This is a genomic window from Sporosarcina sp. P2, assembly GCF_002743255.1.
Lineage (GTDB): Bacteria > Bacillota > Bacilli > Bacillales_A > Planococcaceae > Sporosarcina.
Map to the genome: position 1 here is coordinate 213,935 of NZ_PDYY01000003.1, position 18,489 is coordinate 232,423.

An 18,489-nucleotide genomic window follows, 5' to 3' on the forward strand; every position below is an offset into this window, starting at 1 on the left:
GGAGGAACAACCTGATGCCTACAATTAATCAATTAGTCCGTAAACCTCGTAAATCGAAAACGGAAAATTCTAAGTCTCCGGCTCTAGGAAAAAGCTATAACAGCTTTAAAAAGTCTATGACAAACGTGAACTCACCACAAAAAAGAGGTGTTTGTACACGTGTTGGTACTATGACTCCTAAGAAGCCGAACTCGGCGCTACGTAAGTATGCTCGTGTTCGTTTAACTAATACATTGGAAGTAAACGCATATATTCCAGGTGAAGGCCACAACTTGCAAGAACACAGTGTGGTACTAATCCGCGGAGGACGCGTAAAAGACTTACCGGGTGTTCGTTACCATATCGTACGTGGGGCACTTGATACAGCTGGTGTTACTGGCCGTATGCAAAGCCGTTCAATGTATGGAGCTAAAAAGCCCAAAGTTAAGAAGTAATACAAAACTAACAATATTGAAAGGAGGAACTAATTATGCCTCGTAAAGGTCCAGTAACAAAACGTGATGTACTACCTGATCCGATTTATAATTCCAAGCTTGTAAGCCGCCTTATCAACAAAATGATGGTAGACGGTAAAAAAGGTACTTCTCAAAAGATTCTTTATGGAGCGTTCGAAATTATTAAAGAACGTTCTGGACAAGAACCAATCGAAGTATTCGAAGCAGCTTTAAATAATGTAATGCCAGTTCTTGAAGTGCGTGCTCGCCGCGTAGGTGGAGCTAACTATCAAGTGCCGGTTGAAGTACGCCCTGAACGCCGTTCGACTCTAGGCCTTCGTTACCTTGTGAACTATTCACGTACACGTGGAGAAAAAACAATGGAAGAACGTCTAGCGAATGAAATTCTTGATGCATCAAATAACACAGGTGCTTCTGTTAAACGCCGTGAAGAAATGCATAAAATGGCTGAAGCCAACAGAGCATTCGCTCACTATCGCTGGTAAGGTCGGATAAACAACAGCAGTAATCCGAAACGGAAGGAGATTACAAAATGGCTAGAGAGTTCTCACTAGAGAATACTCGTAACATTGGTATCATGGCTCACATTGACGCTGGTAAGACAACGACAACTGAGCGGATCCTTTTTTACACAGGTAAAATCCACAAGATTGGTGAAACGCACGAAGGTGCATCACAAATGGACTGGATGGAGCAAGAGCAAGAACGTGGAATCACGATTACTTCAGCTGCAACAACTGCAGCATGGAAAGGTCACCGCGTAAACATCATCGATACACCGGGGCACGTAGACTTCACAGTTGAAGTTGAACGTTCACTTCGCGTATTGGATGGTGCTGTAGCGGTACTTGATGCACAATCAGGTGTTGAACCACAAACAGAGACAGTTTGGCGTCAAGCGACAAACTACAAAGTACCACGTCTCGTATTCGTAAACAAAATGGATAAGACGGGTGCTGACTTCCTATATTCAGTAGGAACACTACGTGACCGCCTGCAAGCGAATGCACATCCTATTCAATTGCCAATTGGTGCGGAAGATAACTTCTCAGGAATTATCGACTTAATCGAAATGAAGGCAACTATGTATCCCAATGATCTAGGAACAGATACGACAGTGGAAGAAATTCCTGCTGAACATCTTGAACTAGCTAAAAAATACCGTGAGAGCCTAATTGAAGCTGTTGTAGATTTCGATGAAGATCTTATGGAAAAGTATCTTGGCGGTGAAGAACTTACTATAGAAGAACTTACGACAGCTATTCGTAAAGCTACGTTGGCAGTTGAATTCTATCCTGTAGTTTGTGGAACTGCTTTCAAAAACAAAGGTGTACAACTAGTACTAGATGCGGTAGTAGACTACCTTCCATCGCCACTTGATGTGCCTCCAATGATGGGCTTCAACCCTGAGACTGAAGAAGACGAAGTGCGTGAATCATCTGATGAAGCACCATTCTCAGCATTGGCGTTTAAAGTTATGACAGATCCTTATGTAGGTAAACTTACATTCTTCCGTATTTACTCTGGTATTCTTCAAGCTGGTTCTTACGTAGCAAACTCTACAAAAGGCAAGCGCGAGCGCGTAGGACGTATTCTACAAATGCACGCAAACAGCCGTGAAGAAATTTCTGAAGTACACGCGGGTGAAATTGCTGCTGCTGTCGGTTTGAAAGACACAACTACTGGAGACACACTATGTGATGAGAAAGCATTGATCATTCTTGAATCAATGGTATTCCCAGAGCCAGTTATCTCTGTAGCGATTGAACCGAAAACAAAAGCGGACCAGGATAAAATGGGCCAAGCTCTTGCTAAGTTGCAAGAAGAAGATCCAACATTCCGTGCACACACAGATCAAGAAACAGGAGAAGTAATCATCGCGGGTATGGGTGAACTTCACTTGGATATTATCGTCGACCGTTTACGTCGTGAATTTAAAGTGGAAGCAAACGTGGGCGCGCCACAAGTTTCTTACCGCGAAACATTCCGTCAGTCGGCTGAAGTCGAAGGTAAATTCGTTCGTCAATCAGGTGGACGTGGACAGTTCGGTCACGTATGGATTGAATTCGGTCCAAACGAAGAAGGAAAAGGATTCGAGTTCGTTAATAATATTGTTGGTGGTTCTGTTCCTCGCGAATACATCCCAGCAGTTGAAGCAGGAATTCGTGATTCATTGGATAACGGTATTTTAGCTGGGTATCCTTTAATTGATGTCAAAGCACGCCTATATGACGGATCTTACCATGACGTTGACTCCAACGAGATGGCATTTAAGATCGCTGCATCAATGGCTTTGAAAAATGCTGCATCAAAATGTAATCCTGTAATTCTTGAACCAACAATGAAGGTAGAAGTTATTATTCCGGAAGAATACATGGGCGACATTATGGGTGATATTACATCACGCCGTGGCCGTGTAGAAGGTATGGAAGCTCGTGGTAACGCACAAGTAGTTCGTGCAATGGTTCCACTTGCTGAAATGTTCGGTTATGCAACTTCTCTACGTTCAAACACGCAAGGACGCGGAGTATTCTCAATGGTGTTCGATCACTATGAAGAACTTCCAAAGTCTATCGCTGAAGAAGTAATCAAGAAAAACAAAGGTGAATAATACAGTTCATCCTTGTTTCTTTTAAGCAATACTTGTAAGATGTGGATAGTCGAAGGAATACTTTCGGCTTCCATATTAAAAAACTATTTTTTTAAATAAAGGGAGGATCTCTAAAATGGGTAAAGAAAAATTTGACCGCTCCAAGGAGCACGCAAACGTAGGAACAATTGGTCACGTTGACCATGGTAAAACAACTTTGACTGCTGCAATCGCAACAGTTCTTTCTAAAGCACAAGGTGGAGAAGCAAAGTCATACGCTGACGTTGATAACGCACCTGAAGAAAAAGAGCGTGGAATTACAATCAGTACTTCACACGTTGAGTACGAAACTGACAAGCGTCACTATGCACACGTTGACTGCCCAGGTCACGCTGACTACGTTAAAAACATGATCACTGGTGCTGCACAAATGGACGGCGGAATCCTAGTAGTTTCTGCTGCTGATGGCCCAATGCCACAAACTCGTGAGCACATTCTTCTTTCACGTCAAGTAGGTGTTCCTTACCTAGTTGTCTTCATGAACAAATGTGACATGGTAGATGACGAGGAACTACTTGAATTAGTAGAAATGGAAATCCGTGAACTTCTTTCTGATTACGACTTCCCTGGCGATGATATTCCTGTAATCAAAGGATCAGCTCTTAAAGCTCTTGAAGGAGAGCCAGAGTGGGAAGAAAAAATTCTTGAACTTATGCAAGCAGTAGATGACTATATTCCAACACCAACTCGTGACACTGACAAGCCATTCATGATGCCTGTTGAGGACGTATTCTCAATCACAGGTCGCGGAACTGTAGCAACTGGCCGTGTTGAGCGTGGAGTAGTTAAAGTCGGAGATGTTGTTGACATCATCGGTCTTGCTGAAGAACCAAAAGCTACTACTGTAACTGGTGTAGAGATGTTCCGTAAACTTCTTGACTATGCAGAAGCAGGCGACAACATCGGTGCTCTTCTTCGTGGTGTATCACGTGAAGATATCGAACGTGGACAAGTTCTTGCTAAGCCAGGCACAATCACTCCACACACTCAGTTCAAATCTGAAGTTTATGTTCTATCTAAAGAAGAGGGTGGACGTCACACTCCATTCTTCTCAAACTACCGTCCTCAGTTCTACTTCCGTACAACTGACGTAACTGGTATCATTCAACTTCCTGAAGGCGTAGAAATGGTTATGCCTGGAGATAACGTTGAAATGACAGTTGAACTTATTTCTCCTATCGCGATTGAAGAAGGTACTAAATTCTCAATCCGTGAAGGTGGACGTACAGTTGGAGCTGGCGTTGTAGCAACAATTACAAAATAATTTGTTTGGATCCCGCCATTAAGGCGGGATTTTTTTGTTTTCGTCTACATGAAAGGTTAGCGGCATATATCAAAAATAGTGTTTTGAAACGCCCTTAGGATAATGCGGAAGTAAAGTCTAGCAGCGCACTTCAAATCACGTGCAAATCATGAGGAAAGCTGATAGTATAGTAAACGGATTAAAAGTTAAATTAATTTCTTCAAAAGGGTTGCGCAATCCTTTTATATTATGTATAATGTTGAATGTTGGTCTTTGACTGCGATGAAGCGAGAGGTTACCGATACACCCGGCCGCTTTGCCATGGCGCGTGTAAGGAAAATTTTCGTGGAGAATTGTCTAGAAAATAGGCGAAAGGGAGGGAAAATAATGGCAAAACAAAAGATTCGTATTAGATTGAAAGCTTATGATCACAGAATGATCAATCAGTCAGCTGAAAAGATTGTTGAGACGGCTAAACGTTCTGGAGCTAGTGTTTCAGGTCCAATTCCGTTGCCAACTGAAAGATCAGTTTACACGGTATTGCGTGCTGTTCACGTATATAAAGATTCACGTGAGCAATTTGAAATGCGTACGCACAAACGTTTAATCGACATCGTGAATCCAACGCCACAAACGGTGGATGCACTTATGAAGCTTGATTTACCGTCAGGCGTCGACATCGAAATTAAACTATAAAACATAAAAACAAACAATATTACAGGAGGTGTGACTAATGACCAAAGGAATCTTAGGAAGAAAAGTCGGAATGACGCAAGTATTTGCTGAAAACGGCGATCTAATCCCAGTAACAGTGATTGAAGCTGCTCCAAACGTTGTTCTTCAAAAGAAGACAATAGAAACAGACGGCTACGAGTCAATCCAACTAGGATTTGATGATAAACGTGAAAAGCTTTCAAACAAGCCTGAGCAAGGCCATGTTGCAAAAGCTAACACTGCACCTAAGCGCTTCATTCGCGAAGTTCGCGGAGCTGACGTTAGTGCATACGAAGTTGGTCAGGAAGTCAAAGTCGATACATTCGCAGAAGGCGATGTAGTTGACATTACAGGAGTTTCAAAAGGTAAAGGATTCCAAGGTGTTATTAAGCGCCACGGTTACTCACGTGGACCAATGACTCACGGATCACGTTTCCATCGCGCACCAGGTTCACTTGGAGCAGTTGATGCACAACGCGTATTCAAAGGAAAAAAACTACCTGGACGTACTGGTGGCAAAACAGTAACGATCCAAAACGTTGAAATCGTTCGAGTTGACGCTGAGCGCAACTTGTTATTAGTAAAAGGTAACGTTCCTGGAGCTCGTAAATCACTTGTACAAGTGAAAAGTGCTATCAAAGGAAACTGAGTAAAACAGAAAGGAGGAAACAGGAATGCCTAAAGTATCTGTAGTAAGTCAAACAGGTTCTGCTGTCGGCGACATCGAACTAAACGATGCGATTTTTGGAATCGAGCCGAATGAAGCAGTATTATTCGAAGCAATTGTTCAACAACAAGCTTCTTTACGCCAAGGTAACCACAAGGTTAAAACTCGCGCGGAAGTAGCAGGCGGCGGTCGTAAACCATGGCGTCAAAAAGGCACAGGTCGTGCTCGTCAGGGTTCAATCAGATCACCACAATGGCGTGGAGGCGGTATCGTATTCGGTCCTTCACCACGTAGTTACAGCTATAAAATGCCTAAGAAAGTTCGTCGTTTAGCACTTCTATCTGCTCTATCCACTAAAGTAGCGGCTGAAGAGCTAATCGTTCTAGATAACTTAGCATTTGAAGCACCAAAAACAAAAGGCTTTGTAAAAGTGCTTGAAGATCTTTCAATCACGAAGAAAGCATTATTTGTTACAGCTGACCTAGAAGAATCAGTAGCATTGTCTGCTCGCAACATTCCAGGGATCAGCGTCGTTTCAGCGAACGGTATCAATGTTCTAGACCTAGTCGGACATGACCAGCTTGTAATGACAAAAGCAGCAATAGAAAAAGTCGAGGAGGTGCTTGGTTAATGGAAGCACGTGATATTCTGAAACGTCCGGTCATTACCGAGCGTTCTTCTGAACAAATGGAAGACTTAAGAAAATATACATTCGAAGTTGATACACGCGCGAGCAAAACTCACGTGAAACAAGCTATTGAAGAAATCTTCGGTGTTAAAGTTGAAAAAGTTAACGTTATGAACTACAAAGGTAAGTTCAAGCGTATGGGGAAACATGCTGGTTATACAAACAAGCGTCGTAAGGCAATTGTTACACTGACTACTGATTCCAAAGATATCGAACTTTTTGAAATGTAATTAACTCATAATAAATGAAGGAGGGAACACAAAATGGCGATTAAGAAGTACAAAGCTACCTCCAACGGACGTCGTAACATGACTTCTTCTGACTTTGCTGAGATTACTGCTAGCAAACCAGAAAAATCATTGCTTGAACCAGTCAAGCGTAAAGGCGGACGTAACAACCAAGGTAGAATGACAGTTCGTCACCAAGGTGGAGGACATAAGCGCCAATACCGTGTCATTGATTTCCAACGTCGGAAAGATGGCATTCCAGGACGCGTTGCTACGATCGAATACGATCCAAACCGTTCAGCAAACATCGCATTAATCAATTATGCAGATGGTGAAAAGAGATATATCCTTGCTCCTAAAGGATTGACAGTAGGTTCCACAATCATTTCAGGACCTGAAGCGGATATCCGCGTAGGAAATGCTCTACCACTAGAGAACATCCCTATGGGTTCCACAATTCACAACATTGAAATGAAGCCAGGTAAAGGCGGACAATTAGTTCGTTCTGCAGGAACTTCAGCTCAACTACTAGGACGCGAAGGCAAATACGTCATCATTCGTCTGCAATCAGGAGAAGTTCGTATGATCCTTGCTACTTGCCGTGCTACAATCGGTCAAGTTGGTAACGAGCAACACGAATTGATCAATATTGGTAAAGCAGGTCGTTCACGTTGGTTAGGCAAACGTCCAACTGTTCGTGGATCTGTAATGAACCCTAACGATCACCCACACGGTGGTGGTGAAGGCCGTACACCAATCGGTCGTCCGAGTCCTGTTACTCCATGGGGTAAACCAACTCTTGGATTCAAGACACGTACGAAGAACAATAAATCAGATAAACTTATCGTTCGCCGTCGTAAAAAATAATGTTATTGCACTGCGGTTCAGTAGATGGACCGTAGTACATACTCGGAAGGAGGTTCCAGAATGGGCCGCAGCTTGAAAAAAGGACCTTTTGCAGATGACCATTTACTAAAAAAGGTTGACGCACAAAAAGACGCAGAAAAGAAACAAGTTATTAAAACATGGTCACGCCGTTCAACAATCTTCCCGACTTTCATCGGATTGACGATTGCAGTATATGATGGACGTAAACATGTTCCTGTTTATGTAACAGAAGATATGGTAGGTCACAAACTAGGTGAATTCGTACCTACACGCACATACCGAGGCCATGGTGCCGACGATAAGAAAACAAAACGCTAATTTGAGAGGAGGTTATCCTGATGCAACAAGCTAAAGCATCTGTACGCACAGTCCGTATTGCTTCTCGCAAAGTTCGTTTGGTCGTTGATCTTATCCGCGGCAAGAATATAGGTGAAGCTATGGCTATTCTACGACTTACGCCTAAAGCGGCATCTCCAGTCGTGGAAAAATTATTGAAATCAGCAATTGCAAACGCTGAACATAACTACGAAATGGATACTGAGAACTTAATCGTCAGTGAAGTATTCGTAGATGAAGGACCAACAATGAAACGTTTCCGTCCACGTGCACAAGGTCGTGCAAGTGCGATCAACAAACGTACAAGCCACATCACATTAGTGGTATCTGAAAAGAAGGAGGGGTAATTAGTGGGCCAAAAAGTACATCCTAATGGACTACGTGTAGGCGTCATCCGTGACTGGGACTCAAAATGGTACGCGGAAAAAGATTATGCGTCCTTACTACATGAAGACTTAAAGATCCGTGAATACATCGAAAAACGTCTTGTAGAAGCATCAGTTTCAAAAGTTGAAATTGAGCGTGCTGCTAAGCGTGTTAATATTACAATCCACACTGCAAAGCCAGGTATGGTTATCGGTAAAGGTGGTTCCGAAGTAGAAACACTTCGTAAGCAACTTAACGAAATTACAGGCAAGCGTGTACACATCAACATCGTAGAAATCAAACGTGCTGATTTGGATGCAAGATTAGTTGCAGAATCAATCGCTCGTCAATTGGAAAGTCGTGTATCATTCCGTCGTGCTCAGAAACAAGCGATTCAACGTACTATTCGTTCTGGTGCAAAAGGAATTAAAACACAAGTATCTGGACGTCTCGGCGGAGCGGATATCGCTCGTGCGGAACACTACAGTGAAGGAACTGTCCCTCTTCATACATTACGTGCAGATATAGATTATGCACATGCTGAAGCTGATACTACTTATGGTAAGCTTGGCGTAAAGGTATGGATTTATCGTGGTGAAGTCCTTCCAGTAAAAGTTAAGAAGAACTCTGGGGAAGGAGGCAAATAATATGTTAATGCCTAAACGTGTAAAACATCGTCGTGTATTCCGTGGGAAAATGCGTGGTGAAACAAAAGGTGGCGCTACAGTTCAGTTTGGTGAGTATGGTCTTCAAGCTCTAGAAGCAAGTTGGATCACTAACCGTCAGATTGAATCTGCTCGTATTGCTATGACTCGTTACATGAAACGTGGCGGTAAAGTATGGATCAATATTTTCCCGCACAAACCATATACTAAAAAGCCTCTTGAAGTCCGGATGGGTTCCGGTAAAGGTGCTGTAGAAGGCTGGGTTGCAGTTGTGAAACCTGGTAGAGTAATGTTCGAAATTGCAGGTGTTTCAGAAGAGGTTGCTCGTGAGGCACTTAGACTTGCATCGCACAAACTTCCTGTAACAAGCAAGTTTGTAAAACGACAAGAAATTGGTGGTGAGTCTAATGAAAGCTAATGAAATTCGTGACTTAACAACTGCAGAGATCGAGCAAAAAGTGAAATCACTTAAAGAAGAGCTTTTCAACCTTCGCTTCCAGTTAGCGACAGGTCAATTAGAAAACACTGCACGCATCCGTGAAGTACGCAAATCGATTGCGCGCATGAAAACTGTAATACGACAAAGAGAAATCAGTGCAAATAACTGATGAAGGAGGTTGCAGCCATGACTGAGCGTAATCAGCGCAAAGTATACACAGGCCGTGTGGTTTCCGATAAAATGGATAAAACCGTTACGGTAATGGTAGAAACACACAAAAAACATTCTTTATACGGTAAGCGTGTAAAGTATTCTAAGAAACTTAAAGTTCATGATGAGCTAAACGAAGCGAAAATCGGCGATGTTGTTCGTATTATGGAAACACGTCCATTATCAGCAACTAAGCGTTTCCGTCTTCTAGAAGTCGTTGAAAAAGCGATTATCATCTAATAGGTTTTTAACTCAGATTTCGGAAGGAGGTAACCTCGATGATTCAACAGGAAAGTAGAATGAAAGTTGCTGACAACTCTGGCGCGCGCGAAGTACTTACGATTAAAGTACTAGGCGGATCAGGTCGTAAAGTAGCTAACATCGGTGACGTAGTTGTTGTTACGGTTAAGAAGGCAACACCAGGTGGCGTTGTTAAGAAGGGTGACGTTGTTAAAGCGGTCATCGTTCGTACGAAAAGTGGAGTTCGTCGTAAAGACGGTTCATACATTACATTCGATGAGAATGCTTGCGTTATTATCCGTGATGATAAAGGGCCACGTGGAACACGTATTTTCGGACCAGTTGCTCGCGAACTACGCGACAATAACTTCATGAAAATCATTTCACTTGCTCCAGAAGTTCTTTAATTCTAATGACAGAGCCAGTCAAGGAGGTGCGATAAATGCACGTTAAAAAAGGCGACAAAGTAATGGTGATCTCTGGGAAAGATAAAGGTAAAACAGGTGTGATCCTAACTGCTTATCCGAAAAAAGACCGTGTGCTAGTTGAAGGTATTAATATCGTCAAAAAACACACAAAGCCGAACCAAGAAAACCCACAAGGCGGAATTGTAAGCCAAGAGTCTACAATACACGTCTCCAACGTGATGGTAATCGATCCTAAAACAGGCGAGCCGACTCGTGTAGGTTACAAAATGGAAGACGGTAAAAAAGTACGTATTGCAAAAAAATCCGGTGAATCATTGGATAAGTAAGTATTGCATGAAGGGAGGTCCGACTGATGAGTCGTTTGAAAGAGAAGTTTTCTAAAGAAATCACACCTGCTCTAATGAGCAAGTTTGAATATACATCTGTTATGCAAGTTCCTAAAGTAGACAAAATCGTTATCAACATGGGTGTTGGTGACGCTGTCCAAAATACAAAAGCACTTGATGCAGCTGTTGAGGATCTTGCAACTATTTCGGGTCAAAAACCAGTCATTACTAAAGCGAAAAAATCTATCGCAGGATTCCGTTTACGTGAAGGAATGCCGATCGGAGCTAAAGTAACGCTTCGCGGTGAGCGCATGTATGAGTTCCTCGATAAATTAGTTACAATCTCATTACCACGTGTACGTGACTTCCGTGGCGTTTCTAAAAAAGCGTTCGACGGTCGCGGTAACTATACTCTTGGTGTGAAAGAGCAACTTATTTTCCCTGAAATTGACTTCGATAAAGTATCAAAAGTACGAGGGATGGATATCGTCATCGTGACGACAGCTAACACTGATGAAGAAGCACGTGAGTTGCTTGCACAGTGTGGCATGCCATTCCAAAAGTAAAATAATAGGGAGGCGAAAACGTGGCTAAGAAATCTATGATCGCTAAACAGAAACGTACGCCAAAGTATAAAGTACAAGAATATACACGCTGCGAACGTTGTGGCCGTCCACATTCAGTATATCGCAAATTTAAACTTTGCCGTATTTGTTTCCGCGAACTTGCATACAAGGGACAACTTCCTGGCGTCAAAAAAGCCAGCTGGTAAACCCCTAATTAGGGAAGGAGGTTAATTCAAATGACAATGAGTGATCCGATTGCAGATATGCTTACACGCATCCGTAATGCGAACATGGTTCGCCACGAGAAGCTTGAGGTACCTGCTTCAAACGTAAAGAAAGAAATCGCTGAGATCTTAAAACGAGAAGGTTTCGTCCGTGATGTGGAATACGTGGAAGATAACAAACAAGGCATCATCCGCATTTTCCTAAAATACGGTCAGGATAACGAACGCGTTATCAATGGCTTGAAACGTATTTCTAAACCAGGACTTCGTGTATATGCTAAATCAAATGAAGTTCCTAAAGTACTTAACGGCTTAGGTGTTGCACTTGTTTCTACATCAAACGGTGTATTAACAGACAAAGAAGCCCGCGCTAAACAAGTCGGCGGAGAAGTCGTCGCTTACGTTTGGTAATTAGCTACAATTGAATGGAGGTGCAATAGAATGTCCCGTATTGGTAATCGTCAGATCGAAGTCCCTGAAAACGTTACTGTAACAATTTCAGAGGAAAACTTCGCTACTGTTAAAGGTCCGAAAGGTGAACTTTCGAGACAATTAGATAAAGAAATCACGATCAATCACGAAGGCAACGTAATTACATTTACTCGTCCTTCTGAATCAAAAGCCCACCGTTCAATTCACGGTACTACACGCTCTGTACTTAATAACATGGTAGTGGGAGTATCTACAGGATTTGAACGCACACTTGAATTGGTTGGGGTTGGATATCGTGCTTCTATGCAAGGGAAAAAACTTGTATTGAACGTAGGTTACTCACACCCAGTTGAATTCACGCCAGAAGAAGGTGTAGAAGTTGAAGTTCCAGCGAACACGAAAATAATTGTTCGCGGATACAACAAAGAACACGTAGGTGCTCTTGCTTCTAACATCCGTCAAGTACGTCCACCAGAGCCGTATAAAGGTAAAGGTATCCGTTATGAAGGCGAAATTGTTCGTCGTAAAGAAGGTAAAACAGGTAAATAATACCGCCTGAGGTATTTGGAAGGAGTGACTCCGATGATCACGAAACAAGATAAAAACGCTGTCCGTAAAAAGCGTCACGCACGTGTGCGTACGAAAATCAGCGGAACTGCAGAGCGTCCACGTCTAAACGTTTACCGTTCAAACAAGCACATCTATGCACAATTGATTGATGACTTGAATGGTGTAACAATCGTTAGCGCTTCTACAAGAGATAACGATGTTGAGGCTGGTTCTACTGGCAACACTGAATCTGCAGCTAAAGTTGGCGAGCTTATTGCAAAGAAAGCTGTTGAAAAAGACGTTAAGGCGGTTGTTTTTGACCGCGGCGGATATCTTTTCCACGGCCGTGTAAAAGCATTAGCTGACGCTGCACGCGAAAATGGTCTGGAATTTTAATTAAGAGGGAGGGACATATTTCATGCGTCGTAATGATCAGAACAAAAGTGAGTTTGAAGAACGCGTAGTAACGATCAACCGCGTTGCGAAAGTTGTAAAAGGTGGACGTCGTTTCCGCTTCACTGCACTTGTCGTAGTTGGTGATAAAAACGGTCGTGTCGGTTTTGGTACTGGTAAAGCACAAGAAGTTCCAGATGCAATCCGTAAAGCAATTGAAGATGCGAAGAAAAACTTGATTGTAGTGCCAATGGTCAAAGGTACAACTCCACATGAAGTAATCGGACGCTTTGGTGCAGGACAAATCCTCATCAAACCAGCTGCTCCGGGTACTGGTGTTATCGCAGGTGGACCTGTCCGTGCGGTACTTGAACTTGCAGGCATCACGGATATTCTTTCTAAATCTCTTGGTTCAAGCACACCGATCAACATGGTACGTGCAACAATCGAAGGGTTGCAGAATTTGAAACGCGCAGAAGACATTGCCAAATTGCGTGGTAAATCCGTAGAAGAACTGTTAGGTTAAGGGGGGAAATACAATGACGAACAAACTTGAAGTCACCCTTACGAAAAGTGTTATTGGTTCAAAGCCAACACAGCGTAAAACAATTGAAGCACTAGGCCTTCGAAAGTTAAATCAAATAGTTGAGCATCAAAACAACGATGCCATCCGTGGTATGCTTACAAAAGTTAGCCACTTGGTAACCGTTAAAGAAATTTAAGTACTATTTTACAATAAGGAGGTGCCGATAAGATGAAATTACATGAGCTAAAACCAGCTGAAGGATCTCGTAAAAACCGCAAACGTGTTGGTCGTGGGATTGGATCTGGAACAGGTAAGACTTCTGGTAGAGGTCATGACGGTCAAAACGCTCGTTCAGGCGGCGGTGTACGTCTTGGTTTCGAAGGTGGACAAATTCCTCTTTTCCAACGACTTCCTAAGCGCGGGTTCACGAACATCAATCGTAAAGATTATGCCATCGTTAACCTCGATACATTAAATCGTTTCGAAGAAGGCACGGAAGTAACGCCGGAATTGCTAATTGAAACTGGTGTTGTAAGCAACGCTAAATCTGGTATCAAGATTCTGGGTAACGGAACACTTGATAAGAAGATTACAGTACGTGCTAACAAATTCTCCGCTTCTGCAAAAGAAGCAATTGAAAAAGCAGGCGGGCAAACAGAGGTGGTATAATGTTTCAGACAATCTCTAATTTCATGCGTGTGAAGGAGATCCGGTCTAAAATAATTTTCACCCTCCTAGTGCTCATCGTTTTTAGACTAGGGACATTTGTTCCGGTTCCAAACGTTGATGCAACTGCTTTACAACAATCAGATAACCAGTTTATCGGATTCTTGAACACATTCGGTGGAGGAGCATTATCCAACTTCTCGATCTTTGCAATGGGGATTATGCCGTATATCACGGCGTCCATCATTGTACAACTCTTGCAGATGGATGTTGTTCCGAAGTTTACTGAGTGGTCAAAACAAGGGGACGTCGGAAGACGAAAACTTGCACAATTCACAAGATATTTCACGATTGTTCTTGCCTTTATTCAAGCACTTGCCATGTCATTTGGTTTTAACCAAACATTTGGCGGTACACTGATTCAAGACAACAGCATATCCACTTATATCACAATTGCAATTGTATTGACTGCCGGTACAGCTTTCCTACTATGGCTTGGTGAACAAATTACTGCAAAAGGTGTTGGGAATGGTATTTCCATCATTATCTTTGCAGGGATTGTTGCCGGCATTCCAAATGCTGTTAACCAGTTGTATGTAACGCAAATTCAAGACGCTGGAGATGCACTATTTATTCGAATTGCAACGATGGTCTTATTATTGATCGTGATCGTAGCTATTGTAGTCGGGGTTATTTACTTCCAAGAAGCATTGCGGAAAATTCCGATTCAATATGCGAAGCGTGTCTCAGGACGTAATCAGTCTGTTGCAAGTCAACAAACACACTTACCTTTGAAATTGAATGCTGCAGGAGTTATCCCGGTAATCTTTGCGGTGGCATTCTTCATTACGCCACAACAAATTGCTCCGTTTTTCGGTGAAAACAGTGTAACTAAAACTATTATTCGGATCTTCGATTATACGAATCCGATCGGTATGATTTTGTATGTAACACTTATTATTGCGTTTACATATTTCTACGCATTCATTCAAGTGAATCCAGAAAATATGGCAGACAATCTGAAAAAGCAAGGTGCATATATTCCGGGAATACGCCCAGGAGCAAACACTCAAAAGTACTTAACAAGTACTCTGTATAGACTGACGTTCGTCGGCTCAATTTTCTTGGCCGTCGTAGCGGTTATGCCAATCTTCTTCATTAACTTGGCGAATTTACCTCAATCCGCTCAAATCGGTGGAACGAGCTTGCTCATCGTAGTAGGGGTCGCCCTCGAATCAATGAAGCAATTAGAATCACAATTAGTGAAGAGACATTACAGAGGCTTTATGAAATAAAGAGCAATAGCCTGACCTATTGTAAACAAATGGAGGGCAAGGACGTATGAATATCGTATTAATGGGTCTGCCTGGTGCTGGTAAAGGTACACAAGCAGACAAAATTGTCGAGAAGTACGGAATCCCTCATATTTCTACAGGCGATATGTTCCGTGCTGCCATCAAAGATGGCACGGAACTTGGAGTTAAAGCAAAATCGTTCATGGATCAAGGCGCATTAGTTCCTGATGAAGTTACCATTGGTATCGTGCGTGAGCGGTTAAGCAAAACGGATTGTGACAATGGATTCTTGCTAGATGGTTTCCCTAGAACAGTACCTCAAGCTGAAGCACTAGATGCTTTACTTAAGGACCTAGGAAAAAGCATTGAGTACGTATTGGATATCGAAGTCGATACGGAAGAATTAGTCGCAAGATTATCTGGTCGTCGGATTTGTAAAGTGTGTGGCACATCGTATCACTTGATCTTCAACCCACCAAAGGTAGAAGATGTGTGTGATAAAGATGGCGGCGAACTTTACCAGCGTGCAGATGACAATCCGGATACTGTCATGAATCGTCTGGAAGTAAATATGAATCAGACAGCTCCTTTACTCGACTTTTATGGCGAAAAAGGTGTACTGACTAAAATTAATGGCCAACAGGACATTAATCTTGTATTCAAGGACTTGGATGCAATTTTGCAACAACGTAATAAGTAATCAATCCTTTTCGGGCACATTTTCATCATGGTTCGGAAAGTAATGGATGAAAACGATCTGCAAAAGCTTTAAGTTCCTGTTATAAGATAAATGAGAGTTTATCATTAATTCCTTGGTAGTTCCGACATGCATTCTATTGTCAATGGCAGTATAATATATAATTGGCACTGCAACGAGGGCAATAAAGGATCTCATTCGCAATTTATGCGAAACAGCGAAATGTGGCAGACGTCTTTCGAACATCACTCATGCTAACTGGACATATGTTGAAGGAAGCCTTTTGAAGGCAACTGATGCCGCTCGATGGTGAAAGCCTTTATTGGATATAGAAGGGAGACAGGATTGATGGCGAAGGACGACGTAATTGAGGTAGAAGGAACTGTTCTTGAAACGTTGCCGAATGCGATGTTTAAAGTGGAGTTAGAAAACGGACATACTGTGCTTGCACACGTGTCAGGTAAAATTCGTATGCACTTTATTCGTATTCTGCCAGGCGACAAGGTGACATTGGAACTTTCACCTTACGATTTAACACGTGGTCGTATCACATACCGTTTCAAATAAACTTTTGCACTCCCGAAATATTGAAGGAGGTTGGGTAGGATGAAAGTAAGACCATCTGTAAAACCGATCTGCGAAAAATGTAAAGTTATTCGTAGACGCGGCCGAGTAATGGTAATCTGTGAAAATCCAAAGCACAAACAAAGACAAGGCTAAAACACAAGGAGGTGCACAACTTATATGGCACGTATTGCTGGTGTAGACGTTCCGCGCGATAAGCGCGTTGTCATTTCATTGACATATATATTCGGTATTGGTAAAACAACTGCACAATCAATTTTAACTGCAGCTGACGTTTCACAAGAGACTCGCGTTCGTGATTTAACTGACGCTGAGCTGGATAAGATTCGTGAACAAATTGACGGCTTGAAAGTAGAAGGAGATCTTCGTCGTGAAACTTCTCTAAATATCAAGCGTTTGATGGAAATCGGTAGTAACCGTGGAATCCGTCACCGTCGTGGATTGCCTGTTCGTGGACAAAACACGAAAAACAATGCACGTACGCGTAAGGGTCCTAAACGCACAATGGCTAACAAGAAAAAATAATAGGTAAAGGAGGGTTCTTTCCAACATGGCACGTAAACAACAAACTCGTAAACGTCGTGTAAAAAAGAATATTGAGACTGGTATTGCACATATCCGTTCAACGTTCAATAACACTATCGTAACTATCACGGATAGCCACGGTAATGCACTTTCATGGTCTAGCGCTGGTGCACTTGGCTTTAGAGGTTCCCGTAAATCTACTCCGTTTGCTGCACAAATGGCTGCTGAAACTGCAGCAAAAACAGCAATGGAACATGGTTTGAAATCATTGGAAGTAACAGTTAAAGGGCCAGGTGCTGGTCGTGAAGCGGCTATCCGTTCACTACAGGCTGCAGGACTTGAAGTTACTGCAATCAGAGACGTAACTCCGGTTCCGCACAATGGTTGTCGCCCGCCAAAACGTCGTCGCGTATAATCGGTTTGAATCTATTGGATTAAGAAAGACATTTTTTGTTAATACTGTTGAAATAGACTATCTATTATCAGTGAATTCAATAAGGTTAAACCAATATAGAGACGTTTTTAGGAGGGTAAATAAATGATCGAGATTGAGAAACCAAAGATTGAAACAGTAACGATCGGTGAAGATTCACAGTTCGGTAAGTTTATTATCGAACCTTTAGAGCGTGGATATGGAAATACCCTAGGGAATTCCTTGCGCCGCATTCTCTTGTCTTCATTACCAGGAGCTGCTGTGACATCTATTCAAATCGATGGTGTACTTCATGAATTCGCTACAATTGAAGGTGTCGTCGAAGACGTATCTACAGTTATTTTGAATGTGAAGAAACTAGCACTCAAGATTTACTCAGATGATGAGAAAGTTATTGAGATCGATGTGAAAGGTGAAGGCGTCGTGACGGCTGCAGACATCACACATGATAGTGATGTCGAAGTATTAAATCCAGATCTCCCGATTGCTACTCTCGGTAAAAATGGACATTTACGTATGCGTATGTATGCTGTACGTGGACGCGGATATGTTCCTTCCGATCAAAACAAACGTGAGGATCTAGCGATTGGTGTGATTCCAATTGACTCGATTTACACTCCTGTATCACGCGTTAACTTCCAAGTTGAAAACACTCGCGTCGGACAAAGTACCAACTTTGATAAGTTGACACTCGACGTATGGACAGATGGAAGCATAGGTCCTAAAGAGGCGGTATCACTTGGAGCTAAAATTCTAACAGAGCATTTAAATATATTCGTTGGTATGACTGACGAAGCACAAACTGCAGAAATCATGGTAGAAAAAGAAGAAGACCAAAAAGAAAAGGTTCTGGAAATGACGATTGAAGAACTTGATCTTTCTGTCCGATCTTATAACTGCTTGAAGCGTGCAGGCATCAATACAGTTTTAGAACTTGCTAACAAGTCCGAAGACGAAATGATGAAAGTGCGTAACTTAGGCCGTAAATCACTTGAAGAAGTGAAGGCTAAATTGGATGAGCTAAACCTTGAGTTACGCTCTGAAGAATAACTGACA

Annotated in this window: 32 protein-coding genes; all 32 read left to right on the forward strand. The window is 42.4% G+C overall.

Annotated elements, in window-relative coordinates:
* Positions 1 to 14: 14 nt before the first annotated feature.
* The 32 genes from rpsL to CSV67_RS05190 all read left to right on the forward strand — a co-directional run bounded on the left by rpsL (position 15) and on the right by CSV67_RS05190 (position 18,483).
* Positions 15 to 434, forward strand: a complete 420-nt coding sequence (gene rpsL / locus CSV67_RS05035) for a 30S ribosomal protein S12 (protein ID WP_085132019.1) — start codon at positions 15 to 17, stop codon at positions 432 to 434.
* A gap of 35 nt (positions 435 to 469) precedes the next feature.
* Complete coding sequence (gene rpsG, locus CSV67_RS05040) at positions 470 to 940, forward strand: 30S ribosomal protein S7 (protein ID WP_099630534.1); 471 nt, start codon at positions 470 to 472, stop codon at positions 938 to 940.
* A gap of 47 nt (positions 941 to 987) precedes the next feature.
* Positions 988 to 3,066 (forward strand): elongation factor G, encoded by a 2,079-nt coding sequence (gene fusA / locus CSV67_RS05045; protein ID WP_099630535.1) that lies wholly within the window; start codon positions 988 to 990, stop codon positions 3,064 to 3,066.
* Between the two features lie 115 nt (positions 3,067 to 3,181).
* Positions 3,182 to 4,369, forward strand: coding sequence for an elongation factor Tu (tuf, locus tag CSV67_RS05050; RefSeq protein WP_085132017.1), 1,188 nt, complete (start codon positions 3,182 to 3,184; stop codon positions 4,367 to 4,369).
* Between the two features lie 366 nt (positions 4,370 to 4,735).
* On the forward strand, positions 4,736 to 5,044 hold the full coding sequence (gene rpsJ, locus CSV67_RS05055; protein WP_099630536.1) for a 30S ribosomal protein S10: 309 nt from the start codon (positions 4,736 to 4,738) through the stop codon (positions 5,042 to 5,044).
* 37 nt (positions 5,045 to 5,081) lie between these two features.
* The gene (gene rplC / locus CSV67_RS05060) at positions 5,082 to 5,711 is read left to right on the forward strand and encodes a 50S ribosomal protein L3 (RefSeq protein ID WP_099630537.1); all 630 of its coding nucleotides are present in this window, start codon (positions 5,082 to 5,084) and stop codon (positions 5,709 to 5,711) included.
* A gap of 25 nt (positions 5,712 to 5,736) precedes the next feature.
* On the forward strand, positions 5,737 to 6,360 hold the full coding sequence (gene rplD, locus CSV67_RS05065; protein ID WP_099630538.1) for a 50S ribosomal protein L4: 624 nt from the start codon (positions 5,737 to 5,739) through the stop codon (positions 6,358 to 6,360).
* Entirely contained in the window at positions 6,360 to 6,647 is a 288-nt protein-coding gene (gene rplW, locus CSV67_RS05070; protein ID WP_085132013.1) for a 50S ribosomal protein L23, read from the forward strand. Before rplD ends, rplW begins: the two co-directional genes overlap by 1 nt.
* Before the next feature lie 33 nt (positions 6,648 to 6,680).
* Positions 6,681 to 7,511, forward strand: coding sequence for a 50S ribosomal protein L2 (rplB, locus tag CSV67_RS05075; protein ID WP_099630539.1), 831 nt, complete (start codon positions 6,681 to 6,683; stop codon positions 7,509 to 7,511).
* A gap of 60 nt (positions 7,512 to 7,571) precedes the next feature.
* Complete coding sequence (gene rpsS / locus CSV67_RS05080) at positions 7,572 to 7,850, forward strand: 30S ribosomal protein S19 (RefSeq protein WP_099630540.1); 279 nt, start codon at positions 7,572 to 7,574, stop codon at positions 7,848 to 7,850.
* 20 nt (positions 7,851 to 7,870) lie between these two features.
* Positions 7,871 to 8,215 (forward strand): 50S ribosomal protein L22, encoded by a 345-nt coding sequence (rplV, locus tag CSV67_RS05085; protein ID WP_037561627.1) that lies wholly within the window; start codon positions 7,871 to 7,873, stop codon positions 8,213 to 8,215.
* A gap of 3 nt (positions 8,216 to 8,218) precedes the next feature.
* Entirely contained in the window at positions 8,219 to 8,881 is a 663-nt protein-coding gene (gene rpsC / locus CSV67_RS05090) for a 30S ribosomal protein S3 (RefSeq protein ID WP_085132010.1), read from the forward strand.
* 1 nt (position 8,882) lies between these two features.
* Positions 8,883 to 9,317, forward strand: a complete 435-nt coding sequence (gene rplP / locus CSV67_RS05095) for a 50S ribosomal protein L16 (RefSeq protein WP_029053270.1) — start codon at positions 8,883 to 8,885, stop codon at positions 9,315 to 9,317.
* Positions 9,307 to 9,507 (forward strand): 50S ribosomal protein L29, encoded by a 201-nt coding sequence (gene rpmC / locus CSV67_RS05100; RefSeq protein WP_025783856.1) that lies wholly within the window; start codon positions 9,307 to 9,309, stop codon positions 9,505 to 9,507. The genes rplP and rpmC overlap by 11 nt, the downstream gene beginning before the upstream one ends.
* 17 nt (positions 9,508 to 9,524) lie before the next feature.
* Positions 9,525 to 9,788, forward strand: a complete 264-nt coding sequence (gene rpsQ, locus CSV67_RS05105; RefSeq protein WP_099630541.1) for a 30S ribosomal protein S17 — start codon at positions 9,525 to 9,527, stop codon at positions 9,786 to 9,788.
* 38 nt (positions 9,789 to 9,826) lie between these two features.
* A complete protein-coding gene (gene rplN, locus CSV67_RS05110; RefSeq protein WP_081243203.1) occupies positions 9,827 to 10,195 on the forward strand; it encodes a 50S ribosomal protein L14 in 369 nt (122 codons plus the stop codon).
* 35 nt (positions 10,196 to 10,230) lie between these two features.
* A complete protein-coding gene (rplX, locus tag CSV67_RS05115; RefSeq protein WP_029053267.1) occupies positions 10,231 to 10,542 on the forward strand; it encodes a 50S ribosomal protein L24 in 312 nt (103 codons plus the stop codon).
* 26 nt (positions 10,543 to 10,568) lie between these two features.
* Positions 10,569 to 11,108: a 50S ribosomal protein L5 gene (gene rplE / locus CSV67_RS05120; RefSeq protein ID WP_085132008.1), complete on the forward strand. Its 540-nt coding sequence runs from the start codon at positions 10,569 to 10,571 to the stop codon at positions 11,106 to 11,108.
* Between the two features lie 20 nt (positions 11,109 to 11,128).
* Complete coding sequence (locus tag CSV67_RS05125) at positions 11,129 to 11,314, forward strand: type Z 30S ribosomal protein S14 (protein ID WP_008298870.1); 186 nt, start codon at positions 11,129 to 11,131, stop codon at positions 11,312 to 11,314.
* Positions 11,315 to 11,344: 30 nt separating this feature from the next.
* Positions 11,345 to 11,743 carry a 30S ribosomal protein S8 gene (gene rpsH / locus CSV67_RS05130; RefSeq protein ID WP_029053265.1) on the forward strand — a complete coding sequence of 133 codons (399 nt, stop codon included), beginning with the start codon at positions 11,345 to 11,347 and terminating at the stop codon, positions 11,741 to 11,743.
* Between the two features lie 30 nt (positions 11,744 to 11,773).
* Positions 11,774 to 12,313 (forward strand): 50S ribosomal protein L6, encoded by a 540-nt coding sequence (gene rplF / locus CSV67_RS05135; protein WP_099630542.1) that lies wholly within the window; start codon positions 11,774 to 11,776, stop codon positions 12,311 to 12,313.
* A gap of 33 nt (positions 12,314 to 12,346) precedes the next feature.
* Positions 12,347 to 12,709 carry a 50S ribosomal protein L18 gene (gene rplR / locus CSV67_RS05140; protein ID WP_029053263.1) on the forward strand — a complete coding sequence of 121 codons (363 nt, stop codon included), beginning with the start codon at positions 12,347 to 12,349 and terminating at the stop codon, positions 12,707 to 12,709.
* A 22-nt stretch (positions 12,710 to 12,731) separates the two neighbouring features.
* On the forward strand, positions 12,732 to 13,232 hold the full coding sequence (gene rpsE / locus CSV67_RS05145) for a 30S ribosomal protein S5 (protein ID WP_083034251.1): 501 nt from the start codon (positions 12,732 to 12,734) through the stop codon (positions 13,230 to 13,232).
* Between the two features lie 13 nt (positions 13,233 to 13,245).
* A complete protein-coding gene (gene rpmD, locus CSV67_RS05150; protein ID WP_099630543.1) occupies positions 13,246 to 13,428 on the forward strand; it encodes a 50S ribosomal protein L30 in 183 nt (60 codons plus the stop codon).
* Between the two features lie 32 nt (positions 13,429 to 13,460).
* Positions 13,461 to 13,901 (forward strand): 50S ribosomal protein L15, encoded by a 441-nt coding sequence (gene rplO, locus CSV67_RS05155; RefSeq protein WP_029053260.1) that lies wholly within the window; start codon positions 13,461 to 13,463, stop codon positions 13,899 to 13,901.
* Positions 13,901 to 15,193 (forward strand): preprotein translocase subunit SecY, encoded by a 1,293-nt coding sequence (gene secY / locus CSV67_RS05160; RefSeq protein ID WP_099630544.1) that lies wholly within the window; start codon positions 13,901 to 13,903, stop codon positions 15,191 to 15,193. The genes rplO and secY overlap by 1 nt, the downstream gene beginning before the upstream one ends.
* Before the next feature lie 46 nt (positions 15,194 to 15,239).
* Positions 15,240 to 15,893, forward strand: coding sequence for an adenylate kinase (locus CSV67_RS05165; RefSeq protein WP_099630545.1), 654 nt, complete (start codon positions 15,240 to 15,242; stop codon positions 15,891 to 15,893).
* 345 nt (positions 15,894 to 16,238) lie between these two features.
* Positions 16,239 to 16,457 (forward strand): translation initiation factor IF-1, encoded by a 219-nt coding sequence (infA, locus tag CSV67_RS05170; protein WP_029053257.1) that lies wholly within the window; start codon positions 16,239 to 16,241, stop codon positions 16,455 to 16,457.
* A 39-nt stretch (positions 16,458 to 16,496) separates the two neighbouring features.
* Positions 16,497 to 16,610, forward strand: coding sequence for a 50S ribosomal protein L36 (gene rpmJ, locus CSV67_RS05175; RefSeq protein ID WP_076758849.1), 114 nt, complete (start codon positions 16,497 to 16,499; stop codon positions 16,608 to 16,610).
* 24 nt (positions 16,611 to 16,634) lie between these two features.
* A complete protein-coding gene (gene rpsM, locus CSV67_RS05180; RefSeq protein ID WP_085132003.1) occupies positions 16,635 to 17,000 on the forward strand; it encodes a 30S ribosomal protein S13 in 366 nt (121 codons plus the stop codon).
* 25 nt (positions 17,001 to 17,025) lie between these two features.
* Positions 17,026 to 17,415, forward strand: coding sequence for a 30S ribosomal protein S11 (gene rpsK / locus CSV67_RS05185; RefSeq protein WP_009499031.1), 390 nt, complete (start codon positions 17,026 to 17,028; stop codon positions 17,413 to 17,415).
* 123 nt (positions 17,416 to 17,538) lie between these two features.
* A complete protein-coding gene (locus CSV67_RS05190; protein WP_029053255.1) occupies positions 17,539 to 18,483 on the forward strand; it encodes a DNA-directed RNA polymerase subunit alpha in 945 nt (314 codons plus the stop codon).
* Positions 18,484 to 18,489 lie beyond the last annotated feature (6 nt).

Bases quoted from the DNA above. Each gene is read 5' to 3' on its own strand.
- rpsH (WP_029053265.1), top strand. From the start codon at position 11,345: ATGACAATGAGTGATCCGATTGCAGATATGCTTACACGCATCCGTAAT.
- rpsS (WP_099630540.1), top strand. From the start codon at position 7,572: ATGGGCCGCAGCTTGAAAAAAGGACCTTTTGCAGATGACCATTTACTA.
- rplX (WP_029053267.1), top strand. From the start codon at position 10,231: ATGCACGTTAAAAAAGGCGACAAAGTAATGGTGATCTCTGGGAAAGAT.
- rpmJ (WP_076758849.1), top strand. From the start codon at position 16,497: ATGAAAGTAAGACCATCTGTAAAACCGATCTGCGAAAAATGTAAAGTT.
- rplR (WP_029053263.1), top strand. From the start codon at position 12,347: ATGATCACGAAACAAGATAAAAACGCTGTCCGTAAAAAGCGTCACGCA.
- rplD (WP_099630538.1), top strand. From the start codon at position 5,737: ATGCCTAAAGTATCTGTAGTAAGTCAAACAGGTTCTGCTGTCGGCGAC.
- tuf (WP_085132017.1), top strand. From the start codon at position 3,182: ATGGGTAAAGAAAAATTTGACCGCTCCAAGGAGCACGCAAACGTAGGA.
- CSV67_RS05165 (WP_099630545.1), top strand. From the start codon at position 15,240: ATGAATATCGTATTAATGGGTCTGCCTGGTGCTGGTAAAGGTACACAA.
- rpsM (WP_085132003.1), top strand. From the start codon at position 16,635: ATGGCACGTATTGCTGGTGTAGACGTTCCGCGCGATAAGCGCGTTGTC.
- rplV (WP_037561627.1), top strand. From the start codon at position 7,871: ATGCAACAAGCTAAAGCATCTGTACGCACAGTCCGTATTGCTTCTCGC.
- rplO (WP_029053260.1), top strand. From the start codon at position 13,461: ATGAAATTACATGAGCTAAAACCAGCTGAAGGATCTCGTAAAAACCGC.
- rpmC (WP_025783856.1), top strand. From the start codon at position 9,307: ATGAAAGCTAATGAAATTCGTGACTTAACAACTGCAGAGATCGAGCAA.
- rplC (WP_099630537.1), top strand. From the start codon at position 5,082: ATGACCAAAGGAATCTTAGGAAGAAAAGTCGGAATGACGCAAGTATTT.
- fusA (WP_099630535.1), top strand. From the start codon at position 988: ATGGCTAGAGAGTTCTCACTAGAGAATACTCGTAACATTGGTATCATG.
- rpsJ (WP_099630536.1), top strand. From the start codon at position 4,736: ATGGCAAAACAAAAGATTCGTATTAGATTGAAAGCTTATGATCACAGA.
- rplN (WP_081243203.1), top strand. From the start codon at position 9,827: ATGATTCAACAGGAAAGTAGAATGAAAGTTGCTGACAACTCTGGCGCG.
- rplB (WP_099630539.1), top strand. From the start codon at position 6,681: ATGGCGATTAAGAAGTACAAAGCTACCTCCAACGGACGTCGTAACATG.
- rpsK (WP_009499031.1), top strand. From the start codon at position 17,026: ATGGCACGTAAACAACAAACTCGTAAACGTCGTGTAAAAAAGAATATT.
- CSV67_RS05190 (WP_029053255.1), top strand. From the start codon at position 17,539: ATGATCGAGATTGAGAAACCAAAGATTGAAACAGTAACGATCGGTGAA.
- rplE (WP_085132008.1), top strand. From the start codon at position 10,569: ATGAGTCGTTTGAAAGAGAAGTTTTCTAAAGAAATCACACCTGCTCTA.
- rpsQ (WP_099630541.1), top strand. From the start codon at position 9,525: ATGACTGAGCGTAATCAGCGCAAAGTATACACAGGCCGTGTGGTTTCC.
- rpsE (WP_083034251.1), top strand. From the start codon at position 12,732: ATGCGTCGTAATGATCAGAACAAAAGTGAGTTTGAAGAACGCGTAGTA.
- rplF (WP_099630542.1), top strand. From the start codon at position 11,774: ATGTCCCGTATTGGTAATCGTCAGATCGAAGTCCCTGAAAACGTTACT.
- secY (WP_099630544.1), top strand. From the start codon at position 13,901: ATGTTTCAGACAATCTCTAATTTCATGCGTGTGAAGGAGATCCGGTCT.
- rplP (WP_029053270.1), top strand. From the start codon at position 8,883: ATGTTAATGCCTAAACGTGTAAAACATCGTCGTGTATTCCGTGGGAAA.
- infA (WP_029053257.1), top strand. From the start codon at position 16,239: ATGGCGAAGGACGACGTAATTGAGGTAGAAGGAACTGTTCTTGAAACG.
- rpsG (WP_099630534.1), top strand. From the start codon at position 470: ATGCCTCGTAAAGGTCCAGTAACAAAACGTGATGTACTACCTGATCCG.
- rpsL (WP_085132019.1), top strand. From the start codon at position 15: ATGCCTACAATTAATCAATTAGTCCGTAAACCTCGTAAATCGAAAACG.
- rpmD (WP_099630543.1), top strand. From the start codon at position 13,246: ATGACGAACAAACTTGAAGTCACCCTTACGAAAAGTGTTATTGGTTCA.
- rplW (WP_085132013.1), top strand. From the start codon at position 6,360: ATGGAAGCACGTGATATTCTGAAACGTCCGGTCATTACCGAGCGTTCT.